The organism is Clostridium sp. YIM B02506 (genome assembly GCF_022324845.1).
Taxonomy (GTDB): domain Bacteria; phylum Bacillota; class Clostridia; order Clostridiales; family Clostridiaceae; genus Clostridium_T; species Clostridium_T intestinale.
In genome coordinates this window covers 41474-55370 of record NZ_JAKGTG010000023.1, presented here as the reverse complement: position 1 = coordinate 55370, position 13897 = coordinate 41474, and the positions used below count along the sequence as shown (strand labels likewise).

The 13897-nt window shown below is 30.8% G+C and carries 7 protein-coding genes and 4 tRNA genes; all 11 read left to right on the top strand.

What is annotated here, in order from left to right:
- Positions 1–16: 16 nt before the first annotated feature.
- The 11 genes from L1S49_RS16170 (at position 17) to addA (ending at position 13886) form a co-directional block, all read left to right on the top strand.
- Positions 17–107 (top strand) — tRNA-Ser (locus L1S49_RS16170).
- 26 nt (positions 108–133) lie between these two features.
- Positions 134–224, top strand: a tRNA-Ser gene (locus L1S49_RS16165).
- Between the two features lie 103 nt (positions 225–327).
- A complete protein-coding gene (locus L1S49_RS16160; RefSeq protein WP_238906385.1) occupies positions 328–1266 on the top strand; it encodes an alpha/beta fold hydrolase in 939 nt (312 codons plus the stop codon).
- A gap of 37 nt (positions 1267–1303) precedes the next feature.
- Positions 1304–1394: transfer RNA gene (locus tag L1S49_RS16155), tRNA-Ser, on the top strand.
- Positions 1395–1420: 26 nt separating this feature from the next.
- Positions 1421–1511, top strand: a tRNA-Ser gene (locus L1S49_RS16150).
- 241 nt (positions 1512–1752) lie between these two features.
- Positions 1753–2271, top strand: a complete 519-nt coding sequence (locus L1S49_RS16145) for a GNAT family protein (protein ID WP_073021817.1) — start codon at positions 1753–1755, stop codon at positions 2269–2271.
- A gap of 197 nt (positions 2272–2468) precedes the next feature.
- Entirely contained in the window at positions 2469–3884 is a 1416-nt protein-coding gene (gene treP / locus L1S49_RS16140; RefSeq protein ID WP_073021814.1) for a PTS system trehalose-specific EIIBC component, read from the top strand.
- Positions 3885–3959: 75 nt separating this feature from the next.
- A complete protein-coding gene (treC, locus tag L1S49_RS16135) occupies positions 3960–5612 on the top strand; it encodes an alpha,alpha-phosphotrehalase (RefSeq protein WP_238906383.1) in 1653 nt (550 codons plus the stop codon).
- Positions 5613–5676: 64 nt separating this feature from the next.
- Positions 5677–6390, top strand: coding sequence for a trehalose operon repressor (gene treR / locus L1S49_RS16130; RefSeq protein WP_238906381.1), 714 nt, complete (start codon positions 5677–5679; stop codon positions 6388–6390).
- A 294-nt stretch (positions 6391–6684) separates the two neighbouring features.
- Positions 6685–10149 carry a helicase-exonuclease AddAB subunit AddB gene (addB, locus tag L1S49_RS16125; protein ID WP_238906377.1) on the top strand — a complete coding sequence of 1155 codons (3465 nt, stop codon included), beginning with the start codon at positions 6685–6687 and terminating at the stop codon, positions 10147–10149.
- Positions 10149–13886 (top strand): helicase-exonuclease AddAB subunit AddA, encoded by a 3738-nt coding sequence (addA, locus tag L1S49_RS16120; protein ID WP_238906375.1) that lies wholly within the window; start codon positions 10149–10151, stop codon positions 13884–13886. Before addB ends, addA begins: the two co-directional genes overlap by 1 nt.
- Positions 13887–13897: the final 11 nt, after the last annotated feature.

Below are 13897 nucleotides of genomic sequence, written 5' to 3'. Positions count from 1 at the left end.
AATTGTTGTAACATACGGAGAGATGGTCGAGTTGGTTTAAGGCACCGGTCTTGAAAACCGGCGTACGTGTGAGCGTACCGTGGGTTCGAATCCCACTTTCTCCGCCATTATAATTTAAAGATATTTTCAGCTTGGAGAAATACTCAAGTGGCTGAAGAGGCGCCCCTGCTAAGGGCGTAGGTTGGGCAACCGGCGCCCGGGTTCAAATCCCGGTTTCTCCGCCAAAAATACACTGATATTTATATCAGTGTATTTTTTTGTTATAATATTTATAATTACATTCCTGTTAATTTTAAAATATTTATAAGATATATTAGGAGTAAAGAGATGAGAGAAAATATTATAAAGCATAAATCAAGAGACTTTAAAGAATTGTCATTATATAAATGGGAACCAGAAAATAAAGAGAATATAAAAGGAATAGTTCAAATAGTTCATGGATCCTGTGAACATTCAGGGAGATACAGAGATTTTAGTAGTTTTTTAGTTCAAAATGGATATGTAGTTTATTCTAATGATCATAGAGGACATGGATTGACAGCAGAAAGTGAAGAGGAGTTAGGTTTTATTGCGGATAAAAATGGATGGAAAGTTTTAGTTGAAGATGTTTTAGAAATAAATAAACTAATAACTAATGATTACCCTAACTTACCTATATTTATGATTGGTCATAGCATGGGTTCTTTTATAGCGAGGCATTACGCTACTTTATATGGAAACACTATAAAGGGAGTCGTGTTAAGTGGTACAGCTCATAATAATAGATTACTTTTAAAGTTTGCGATAACACTTTCTGATATATATATAAAAATACATGGAAACAGATACAGAAGTAAGTTCATAAATTATTTAACTTATGGAGCTTTTAATAGAAAAGTAAGCAGCCATAGAACAAAATATGATTGGATTTGTATAGATGAAAAAGTAGTAGATGAATATGAAAAAGATGTTTATTGCGGATATATATTCACTAGTAATGCCTTTAAAGAAATGTTTAGAGGGCTTTATTATATAACAAACATTAAAAATATAAGAAAGACACCAAAAGATCTTCCTATATTATTATTATCAGGTAAAAAAGATGTAGTAGGAAATGAAGGTAAGATGGTTATTGAATGTTATGAAAAATATAAAGAAGCAGGAATAGAGGACTTAGATATAAAGTTATATGAGAAAATGAGGCATGAGATATTAAATGAAATAGGAAAAAAAGAGGTATATGAGGATATACTAAGCTGGATCAGAAAACATTTAACTATTGACTAATACTATGTTGGTTGATATAATAAATTTTGTGAAAAATGGAGAGATGGTCGAGTTGGTTTAAGGCACCGGTCTTGAAAACCGGCGTACGTGTGAGCGTACCGTGGGTTCGAATCCCACTTTCTCCGCCATTATAACTTAAAGATATTTTCAGCTTGGAGAAATACTCAAGTGGCTGAAGAGGCGCCCCTGCTAAGGGCGTAGGTCGGGCAACCGGCGCCCGGGTTCAAATCCCGGTTTCTCCGCCAAAGAACAATTTTAAATTGTTCTTTTTTTATTTATAAAAAAAGTGTGATTTAAGTTATTTTGTACTTAAGAACTCTCTCATAAAGAAAATAAAAAAGTAAGAGAACAATAATATAATGATAGATATTTTAAATAGATTTAAAAACATTAATTAATATAGTCACAGAAGTACATTGAGATAAATATATAAGAAGAATATAATATTAATGGTCAGTTAAAATTTGCTAGTAAGAAGGTGGGATATTGCTAAAGGGTGATAAAGTTTATTTAAGGTTAGTAGAGAAAAAAGATGTAAGTAGAATTTATAATATATGTTCTGAGCCAGAGGTTAGAGAGTATGATGGTGGGCAGTCTACATTACCACCTTTACAGTATATGCTTAAGCATTTTGATGATATGTTTAATATTGAAAGAAAAAGACTTTCTATAATAAATGAAAAAGATGTTTTAGTAGGGTATATAACTTATAAGGAAATAAAAGATACTTTAGATGTGTATTCTATAGGGATAACTATAGGAAGTAAGTTCTGGGGACGAGGATATGGAAAAGACTCTATAAAAACGTTAGTGGATTATTTATTTGTGAATAATAATGCTCATAGAGTAGAATTAGAGGTTGTGGATTATAACCTAAGAGCAATAAGATGTTATCTTTCTTGTGGTTTTATAGAAGAGGGACGCAAAAGAAAAAGATATTTCTTTCAAGGAAAATATAGCGATACAGTTATGATGAGTATTTTGAGAGATGAATATTTAAAATAATATAGAGAGAAAACCTAAGATTATAATTAAATCTATATATCTTAGGTTTTTTTATTTTTTGAAATAAATAATGAAAACGTATTGACTAACATATACGTACAAGCTATAATTAAAACATAGAGAACTTGTACGTATATGTTTAGATTGCAAAAAGTTTTCTGTTTCTGGAATTATAAATATTTTAGGGGGTTTTTTTAATGGGTAAATTTCAAAATGATGCTCAAGAGTTATTAGCACTTGTTGGTGGAAAAGAGAACATATCAGCAGTAACTCATTGTGCTACAAGAATGCGTTTTGTTCTAGTAGATCCTAAAAAGGCAGATGTAAAATCTATTGAAGCTTTAAAGAGTGTGAAAGGCACATTCACTCAAGCAGGACAGTTTCAAGTTATCATAGGTAATGAAGTTTCAACTTTTTACAACGACTTTGCAGCAATAGCAGGAATAGACGGCGTAAGTAAAGATCAAGTAAAATCAGTTGCTAAGGGAAATATGAATGTTTTCCAAAGATTATTAGCTGATTTAGCAGAAATATTTGCACCACTTATACCAGCTCTTGTAGTTGGAGGTTTGATATTAGGTTTCCGTAATGTAATAGGTGATATAAAACTTCTAGAGGGAGGTACTAAAAGTTTAGTTGAAGTATCTCAGTTCTGGGCAGGAACTCATGCATTCTTATGGCTTATTGGAGAAGCTATATTTCACTTCTTACCAGTAGGAATCACTTGGTCAATATCTAAAAAGATGGGCACAACTCAAATATTAGGAATTGTATTAGGTATTACTTTAGTTTCACCTCAGCTTTTAAATGCTTATGGAGTGGCTGGAGCTACAGAAATTCCTTTCTGGGATTTTGGTTTTGCAAAAGTTCAGATGATAGGATACCAAGCACAAGTAATTCCAGCTATGCTTGCAGGATTTGTTTTAGTCTTCTTGGAAAAGAATATACGTAAAGTAGTTCCTGAATATATATCTATGATAGTAGTTCCATTTTTAGCATTAGTACCAACAGTTTTAATAGCTCATACTGTATTAGGTCCAATAGGTTGGAAAATAGGTTCAGCTATATCAACTGTAGTTTATGCAGGATTAACATCAGGATTAAATTGGTTATTTGCAGCACTATTTGGCTTTGCATATGCACCACTTGTTATAACAGGATTACATCATATGACAAATGCTATAGATATGCAGTTAGTTGCTGAATTTGGAGGAACTAACCTGTGGCCTATGATAGCATTATCCAATATTGCTCAAGGTTCGGCTGTACTAGCTATGATATTCTTAAATAGACATGATGAAGATGAAAAGCAAGTATCTATTCCAGCGGCTATTTCATGTTATTTAGGTGTAACTGAGCCTGCTATGTTTGGTATTAATTTAAAATATGTATATCCTTTCTTCGCAGCAATGATAGGTTCAGCTACAGCGGCAGTAGTTTCAGTAGGAGCTGGCGTTATGGCTAACTCAATAGGTGTTGGAGGACTTCCAGGGATATTATCAATACAGCCTAAATATATGGGGATATTTGCAATAAGTATGCTTATAGCCATAGTAGTACCATTTATACTGACTGTAATATTTAATAAAAATAAAATACTAGCTAAAAAATAATTTGCATTCACAGGAAGGAACCTAATTAGTTCCTTCCTTTAGTACTATAAATTGAAGCATAAGGAGTAAATAAATATGAAGGACTTTAAAAAAAGTGTGTTTTATCAAATATATCCTAAATCTTTTAAAGACTCAAATGGAGATGGGTTTGGGGATATAAAAGGAGTTACTACTAGTTTAGGATATTTAAAAGACTTGGGCGTTGATTATATATGGCTGACACCTTTTTATATATCTCCTCAGAAGGATAATGGATATGATGTTGAGGATTATAAGAGTATAGATAAAAGATTTGGAACTATGGAAGACTTTCAAGAATTAGTAGCTGAATCTAAAAAACTTGATATAGATATAATGTTAGATATGGTTTTTAATCATACTTCAACAGAACATCAATGGTTTAAAAATGCATTAAATGGAGATGAAAAGTATAAAGATTACTATATATTTAAAGCCCCTGTAGATGGAAAAGAACCTACTAACTGGATATCAAAATTTGGGGGAAATACCTGGAAGTATGTAGAAAAGTTTGATGAGTATTATTTACACCTATTTGATAAGACTCAAGCTGATTTAAACTGGGAGAATGAAGCTGTTAGAGAAGAAATATATGATGTTGTTAACTACTGGGTAAAAAAAGGCGTGAAAGGTTTCAGATTAGATGTTATAAATCTAATCTCTAAACCAGAAGAGTTTATAAATGATTATGAAGGTGATGGCCGTAGGTTCTATACAGACGGTCCTAAGATACATGAATATCTAAAGGAACTTAATAGTAATAGTTTTGGGAAAAATAAAGATTTAATCACAGTAGGTGAGATGTCTTCAACAAGTATAGAAAACTGCGTTAGATATTCAAATCCGCAAGAACAGGAATTAGATATGGTGTTTAACTTTCATCATTTAAAAGTAGATTATAAAAATGGTGAAAAGTGGACCTTGATGGATTTTGACTTCATGAAATTAAAGAATCTATTAAATGAATGGCAAATAGGAATGGAAAAAGGATGGAATGCCTTATTTTGGTGTAATCATGATCAGCCTAGAATAGTATCGCGTTTTGGAGATGATAAAAACTATCCTAAGGAATCAGCAAAAATGTTAGCTACAACCCTTCATTTGTTGAGAGGCACTCCCTATATTTATCAAGGAGAAGAAATAGGCATGACAAATGCATATTTTGATAATATAGAGGAATATAGGGATATAGAATCAATTAATTATTATAATATTTTAAAGTCAGAGGGAAAAAGTGAAAAAGAGATAATAAAAATACTACAAGCTAAATCTAGGGATAATTCACGTACACCAATGCAATGGAGTAGTGAAAAAAATTCTGGATTTACAGAAGGGACTCCATGGATACCACTAAGTAAAAGTACAGACATAACGGTTGAAAGTTCTTTAAGAGATGAGGACTCAGTTTATTATCATTATAAGAAGCTAATATCTCTAAGAAAAGAGCATGATATTATAGCTTATGGAAACTATAGACCTATATTAGAAGAAAACTTAAAGATTTTTGGGTATATAAGAAGTTATGAAAATAAGGAACTTATAGTTTTAAATAACTTTTATGGAGAAACTATAGATGTAGATGTAAAAGAATTTGTAGATGAGTATAAGAAGTTAGATATATTAATATCTAATTATAAAGATTCTACTAAAGATTTAAAAAATATTAAACTTAGACCCTATGAATCCATTGCATATATTATTGAAAAATAAATATAAAAGAGTATATTGTTGAGAAGTAAATATAGTCATGTTAAAATATTTATGGTGATAATATATGAATAGTAAATATATAACTCTCTATAATAAAATTATAGAAAAAATAGAACAAGGAAGTTATCCTCCTAGTTCAAAACTTCCATCGGAAAATGAGTTGATGGAAAAATATAAATTCTCTAGAGATACAGTGAGAAAAGCACTGAATATGCTTGAACACAATGGATATATAAATAAGGTAAAAGGTAAAGGCTCCTTTGTCCTAGATATTAATAGGCATAAATTTCCGGTATCTGGCTTAATAAGCTTTAAGGAAATGGCTGAAAGTATGGAGGGGGAGTCTAAAACCTTAGTTAAAAATTTAGAACTAACTAAAGGTGATAAATTTTTAAGAAATAAGCTAGTTTTAGAAGATGATGAAAAGCTCTGGAAGGTTGTCAGAGTAAGAGAAATTGGTGGTAAAAAAATTATATTAGATAAAGACCACTTTAATAGTACATATATTCCAGAATTAACTGAAGAGATATGTAGTAACTCTATATATGACTACATAGAAAAAGAGCTGGGGCTAAAGATAGGATTTGCAAAAAAAGAGATAACAGTTAGATCGAGCTCAGAAGAAGACATAGAACATTTAGACTTAGAAGGATATGATATGATAGTAGTAGTAGATACCATGGTTTATTTACAAGATGGAACTCTATTTCAATACACAGAATCAAGACATAGACCTGATAAATTTAAATTTGTAGACTTTGCTAGAAGAGCTTATTAATATTGTTCTAAAAGATTCCTAAAAAGGTAATAATCTTTGTTAGGAGTCTTTTTTTATTCTTTAGGAAATTATACACATTATTGCTGTAGAAGCTTTTTCAGCTTCATGAAATTCATTTATTAGATATGAACTAACCCTAAAGAATAAAAAATAAGAAAATTGAGCTCCTGCCATTTTTTCCTCACATGCGTTTGGAAAGGCAGATGAGCAAAAAAAGTCGACGGCTCATAATCGCCTTGACGACTTTTTTACTTTATAATAATATATAATGACAAATTTAAGGAGAAATTTTCTATGGGTATTAGGTTTGTATATGGTAGATCTGGAGCTGGAAAGACTCATTTTTGTCTTCAAGCTATAAAAAAGAGAATAGATGAAAATAAAGAAGGAAAGTTTATACTAATAGTTCCTGAACAATTTACATTTAGAGCTGAAAATGCATTACTAAATCAAGTTGGAGAGAGAGCCTTACTTAAAACAGAAGTATTAAGCTTTAAAAGGATGGCTCAAAGAGTTTTTTCAGAATGTGGTGGATTAACTATTAGGAAGATGCAGGATTCAGGAAAAGCTATGATAATATATAAGGTTCTTCAAGAAATAGAAAAAGAACTTAAGATATTTAATAAAGCATCTAAGCAAAATGGATTTATAGATATTATAGATAAGACCATAACTGAATTTAAAAAGTATAATATTACCCCGGAAATATTGGAGGAAATATCAAAGGACTTAAGCGATGAAAATTTAGAGTTAAAATATAAGCTTATAGATTTAGAAAAGATATATTTACGTTTTAACGAAGTTTTACATGAAAATTATATTGATACAGATGATGAACTTACTATGTTATCTACTAAGTTAGAGGATTGTAAGCTATATGATAAAACAGAAATTTGGATAGATGAATTTACAACATTTACGCCTCAGCAGTTAGACATAATAAAAACTATTTCTAAAAAAGCTAAGAGAGTAAATATAACCTTAGTAGGCGATGAATGGAACCCTAAAGAAGAGGTTGAATCTACAGATTTATTTAATGTAACTAAAAGTACAGAAAAGAGAATTCTTAAGATTATGGAGGAGAATAGGATTCCTTTTGATGGAGTTATAAATGTTAATGATGGAACTCCATACAAGTTAAGGGGTTCTAAGGAACTAGCCCATCTTGAAAAATACTTTTACTCATATCCCTTTAACGAGTTTAAAAACAAAATAGAAGGCTTAAGTATATATAAGGCTTCTAATAGTTATGAGGAGATTCAAACTATCGCTAAAAATATTAAAGAATATGTTAGAGATAAAGGATATAGGTATAAAGATATATCCATAGTTTGTAGAAATATTGATGACTATGAAAAAATAACCTCAGTTATATTTAACGAATACGAAATTCCTTATTACATTGATAAAAAAAGAGATATATTAAATAATCCTTTTGTGGTTTTAGTTACATCTCTGTTTGAAGTTTATAATAAAAACTGGAATTATGAGAGCTTATTTAAGTATCTAAAAACAGGTCTTACAGGTCTTGAAACTAAGTATATAGATATAATAGAAAATTATGTCCTTGCTTATGGTGTAAATAAAAAACATTGGTTATCAGAAGAGGACTGGAATTATTATCCCTTAGGCTTCACCAATGAGAATGAGCAAGATGAGAATATGAAAATACTTATAAATGAGATTAAAGATGAGGTGAAAAGGCCTCTTATAAGCTTTTATAATAAAACTAAGGGAGAAAAGAAAGTAAGAGAAATATGTGAAGCTATTTATGACTTCTTAACTGAGATAAACGCAGTAAGCAGGGTATCAAGTTGGATAGACAAGTTTAATGAAGAAGGAATTCAAGATAAGGAAAAAGAATATTCTCAAATTCTTTCTATAGTAATGGAAGTTTTAGATCAAGCTGTAGATGTAATGGGAAATGAGAAAATGGATATAAAGAAATTCTCGAAAGTATTAACTGGAGGTTTTGAGAAATATGAATTAGGACTTATCCCACTATCTTTAGATGAGGTAACAGTAGGTGACATAACAAGGGTCAGAAGTAAAGAGGTAAGGATTTTATTTTTAATAGGAGTTAACGATGGGGTTATTCCAGCTACTACTAAAGATGAAGGAATATTGTCTGATAGAGATAGAGAGTTATTAAAAAATAAAGGGGTAACTTTAGCATCTGATTCAAAAGCAAAAGCATTTGAAGAGCAACTATTAGTTTATACAGCTCTAACAATATCAAGTGAAAGATTAATAATAACCTATCCCATGGCAGATTTTGAAGGAAAGTCCTTAAGGCCTTCAATAATAATACCTAGAATAAAAAAATTATTCCCTAAATTAATTGAGGATAGTGATATAAGCAAAAAGGTTCAAGCTTTTGATAAAATAGTTGCGCCTATTCCTACTTTTAATGAACTTATAGGAGCAGTAAGAAAAGACTATGATGAAGAGGTTGTAGAAGAATATTGGGGAGAGGTTTATAGCTGGTACAAGAAAGAGGATAAGTGGAAGCAAAAAGCTAAAAATCTTGAAAGAGCTTTAAATTATACAAATCAAGATGAAGATTTACCTAAAGATAAAGCTAGAAAGATATACTCCTCCCAAAATGGAAAACTTCTATTTTCAGTTTCTAGGCTTGAAAAATATGCTCAGTGCCCATTTTCTTATTATGTTCAATATGGATTAAAAGCAAAAGATAGAAAGATATATGAGTTTTCAGCGCCAGATTTGGGTTCCTTTATGCACGAGATATTAGATGGGTTTACTACTTACGTAAGAGATAAGAAGATAAACTGGAGTGAACTAGATAAGGATAAGTGTAGCAATATAATTTCTATGCTTGTAGATAAAAAACTAGATGAAAATCAAGGGTTCATATTAAATAGTTCAAAAAGATATAAGTATTTTACAGATAGATTTAAAAGGATATTATCTAAATCTGTATCAGCAGTATCTGAGCATATGAAAAGAAGTACGTTTGAAATCTATAAAAATGAGTTTGAGTTCTCAAGTTTTAAGGATGCAGAACCTATAAAAATCAAACTTGATGATGGGGAAGAAGTATCTTTAGTAGGAAGAGTTGATAGAGTTGATGTAGCGGATATAGATGGAGAAAGCTATATTAGGGTTATTGATTATAAGTCAGGTAGTAAGAAATTTGACTTAACAAAGCTTTATCATGGACTTCAGATTCAATTATTAGTATATTTAGACGCTTTAATAAAGAATTCTAAGTATTTCTTAAATAAAAGTACGCTTCCAGGAGCTATATTGTACTTTAGGATAGATGATCCACTTATAGCAGCTGAAAAGAGAATAACTGAGGAAGAGATACAAAAGAAGGTCCTATCCTCCTTTAAAATGGATGGATTAGTGCTTAAAGATCCTAAGATAATAAAAGCTATGGATAATGATCCAGGACTTTATTCTGTAGTTATACCAGCAGGAATAAAAAAGGATGGAGATGTTTCTTCCACAAGCTCAGTTGCTACTGAAGAGCAATTTGAAACCTTAAGGAAGTATGTCAACTATAAGATAAAAGAAATATGTTCAGATATGCTTAAAGGTAACATAAAGATAAATCCTGCTAAAGAGAGTAATTTTGCTTATTGTGATTTTTGTGATTACTCATCAGTATGCCAGTTTGATACTAGTTTAAAGGATAATAAATATAAGCTAATTAAGTTAAAGAAAAAAGAAGAAGTATGGCAAGAAATGCAGGAAGATATAAAAAAGAATGAAGAAGGAGGGGAAAAGTGATGGCAACTAAATGGACAGAAGAACAGCTTCAGGCTATTAATACTAGAGACTGTAACCTTTTAGTAGCAGCAGCTGCTGGTTCAGGTAAAACAGCTGTTTTGGTTGAGAGAATAATAAAAATAATAACGGATAAAGAAAATCCAGTTGATATTGATAAACTATTAGTTGTTACTTTTACCTCAGCAGCAGCTGGAGAAATGAGAGAAAGAATAGCTGATGCCATATCTAAAGAGTTAGAGAAGGAACCTAACTCTAAAAACCTTCAAAGGCAACTAACATTATTAAGTAAAGCAAACATAACTACCATGCACTCTTTTTGTTTAGATACAATAAAAAACAACTTTCATCATATAGATTTAGACCCAGCCTTTAGAATAAGCGATGATACTGAAGGAACTTTAATGAAGCTTGAAACTTTAACAGAGCTTTTTGAAGAAAAGTATGACCAGGAGAATAAAGAATTTATAATTCTTCTAGATGCCTATGGAAGTGGTAAAGATGATAAAAAACTACAAGAATTAGTTTTAAATCTCTATGAGTTTTCAATGAGTGGTCCTTGGCCAGAAAACTGGCTAAAAGAGAAATCAGAAGATTTTAATATATATAGTGAAGAGGAGTTAGAAAACACTCCTTGGATAAAGGTATTAAAGGAATCAGTACTTCTTGAACTAAACAGTCTTATAAAAAATCTCTATATAGCGTTAGACCTAGCTGAAAACAGCGGAGGGTTAGAACCTTATGGTGAAAATCTTAATGATGATATTAATATTCTTAATAATATAAAAGTGAGTTTAGAGGAAGGTTCCTTAAAAGATATACACCTAAGAATAAGCTTAGTAAAATTTTCAACTCTTAAAAGAGTTCTGGCTAAAAATGTTGAAGATCCAGACACTCAAGAAAGAGTAAAAAAGATAAGAGATGAAGTGAAAAAATCCATATCAAAAATGGGAGATGGGGCCTTTAATGTAGCTCCAGAAGAAATACTCGAAGGGTTAAAACTTCTATATCCTCTTATGAAGTCTCTTTCTAACTTAGTAATAGACTTTAAGAATAGATATGAAGCTAAAAAAAGAGAAAGAGGAGTTTTAGACTTTAATGACCTAGAACATTTATGTTTAAAAATTCTTATAGATGAGGAAGAGGGAGAAACAAAACCTTCTTCAGTCGCAAGTTCTTTAAGAGAGAAGTTTAATGAAGTTCTTGTAGATGAATATCAAGATTCTAACAATGTACAAGAAACCATAATAAATCTTGTTTCTAGAAAGGAATTAGAAAATCCTAATGTGTTTATGGTTGGAGATGTAAAACAGAGTATATATAGGTTTAGGCAAGCAAAACCAGAGCTTTTCTTAGAGAAATATAATAGCTATGGAACTGAGGATACAGATAAAAATAGAAAAATAATGCTCTATAAAAATTTTAGAAGTAGAGAAGAAGTTATAAATGGAGTTAATTTTATATTCACTCAGCTTATGTCAACTACTGTGGGAGAGCTTGAATATGATGAGAAAGAAGCTTTAAATTTAGGAGCTAGCTATTCATATCCTGAAGAAGAAGGGGTACAGGTAGCTGGAGATATTGAACTTCATATAATAGATAAAAGTGGAGAAGAAGAAAAAGAAGAATATGAAGTTACAGAAGAAATAGAGATTGATTCTGAGGAAGAAGAGGATTTAACAGCAGTTCAAATAGAAGCAAGAATCGTGGGAAGCAGAATTAATAATCTTATGAATCCTAAGGACGGAAGTATATATAAGGTTTTAGATAAGGGCACTGGAGAATATAGAAAAATAAGATTTAAGGATATAGTAATTCTTTTAAGAGCAACTAAAAACTGGGCTGACACTTTCTTAGAGGAACTTGGAGCTATGGGTATACCAATCTATGCTGATACTGGAAGTGGATATTTTGAAACCATAGAAATAAGAACTATACTTTCTGTACTTCAAGTTATAGACAATCCACTACAAGATGTTCCTATAATATCGACATTAAGAAGTCCTATATTTTCTTTTACAGCGGAAGAACTTGCAGATTTAAGAATCATAGGAGAAGAAGATTATTACTTTGAAACCATAGAAAAAATAGCTTTAGGGGAAAAAGAAGTAAATCAAAGCCTAAAGGAAAAATGTATCTATTTTATAAATAACATAAGACGTTGGAGAGAAAAGGCGATATATACTCCTATAGATGAGTTTATATGGTATTTATACATGGATACCTCTTACTATGGATATGTAGGAGCTATGAGTAATGGAATACAAAGGCAAGCTAACTTAAGAATATTATTCCAAAGGGCTAGGCAATTTGAAAGAACCAGCTTTAAAGGATTATTTAATTTTATAAACTTCATTCATAGACTTAGAAGCTCATCTGGTGATATGGGAAGTGCTAAAATTCTTGGTGAAAATGAAGATGTAGTAAGAATAATGAGTATTCATAAAAGTAAGGGTCTTGAGTTTCCTGTAGTATTTTTAAGTGGTTGTGGAAAACAATTTAATCTTATGGATTTAAATAAAGAGGTTCTTTTCCATGAGGATTTAGGATTTGGCCCTCAGGTTATAGATGTAGAAAGAAGAGTATCCTATCCATCTATAGCTAAAAATGCTATAAAGAAAAAGTTCTTAGTAGAAGCCTTATCAGAGGAAATGAGAATACTTTATGTAGCCTTAACTAGAGCTAAGGAAAAGCTTATAATAACAGGAGCTACAACTAATTTTGATAGAAGTGTAGATAAGTGGAGAAGGTCAACAGCCTTAGGGGATAATAAAATATCTCCATCAGAAGTACTTAAGAAAAGAAGCTTTTTAGATTGGATAGCCTTAGCTTTATGTAGACATAAGGATGGTGGTATATTGAGAGGCGAAAATAGCTTTGTGGAAAACTTAAGCCTTGATAATTCTCACTGGAATATAAACCTGTGGAGAAAATCTCAAATGCCTGTGGAAGAAAATTTTATTGCTGTGGATAAAAATGAAGAAAAAGAATTGTTTATAAATAAGGAATATAAATCAATAAATAAAGAGATAGAAAGAAGACTAGGCTTTAAGTATAAGTATAGAGAGTCGTCTTTACTTCCTTCAAATATATCAGTATCTGATTTAAAGAAAAGAGCTTATGAGGATTTACAAGAAGAAGCTACTTATGATGTATTTAAGGTTGAGAAAGTAATAAAACCAGTATTTTTGCAAGAAGAGAGAGGGTTATCACCAGCTGAAAGAGGTACAATAGTTCACTTCTTTATGCAGAAGTTAGAGTTAGGAAAAAGTAATTCATACAGTGATATAAAAGAACAAATAGAAGAATTAATAGCAAGAGACTTACTAAGAGAAGATGAAAGTAAAGTAATAAACATAAAGAAAATCCTAAACTTTATGAATAGTAATTTAGGGCAGAGAATGAAGAGAGCTTTTGAAGAAGGTAGAGAAGTAAATAGGGAGTTAGCTTTCTATACAGAAATAAGTGCCTTAAATTTTGATAAAACTCTTCCTAGAGAATATGAAACTGAGAGGGTTAGACTTCAGGGAGTAATAGATGCCTATTTTGAAGAAGAGGATGGAATAATTCTTCTAGACTATAAAACAGATTATGTTGGAGAAAAAGGTGTAGAGGAAATAATAGATAGGTATAGATTACAGTTAGACTACTATGAAGAAGCTTTAGAAAAAATAACAGGTAAAAAAGTTAAAGAAAGATATCTATATTTATTTAACAAAGATAAAGAAGTTAAGATATAAAAGGTAAACCC

What these genes read in the sequence shown, in the direction of transcription:
- treP (WP_073021814.1), top strand. Translation starts at nt 2,469, where the DNA reads ATGGGTAAATTTCAAAATGATGCTCAAGAGTTATTAGCACTTGTTGGT.
- L1S49_RS16160 (WP_238906385.1), top strand. Translation starts at nt 328, where the DNA reads ATGAGAGAAAATATTATAAAGCATAAATCAAGAGACTTTAAAGAATTG.
- treR (WP_238906381.1), top strand. Translation starts at nt 5,677, where the DNA reads ATGAATAGTAAATATATAACTCTCTATAATAAAATTATAGAAAAAATA.
- addB (WP_238906377.1), top strand. Translation starts at nt 6,685, where the DNA reads ATGGGTATTAGGTTTGTATATGGTAGATCTGGAGCTGGAAAGACTCAT.
- addA (WP_238906375.1), top strand. Translation starts at nt 10,149, where the DNA reads ATGGCAACTAAATGGACAGAAGAACAGCTTCAGGCTATTAATACTAGA.
- treC (WP_238906383.1), top strand. Translation starts at nt 3,960, where the DNA reads ATGAAGGACTTTAAAAAAAGTGTGTTTTATCAAATATATCCTAAATCT.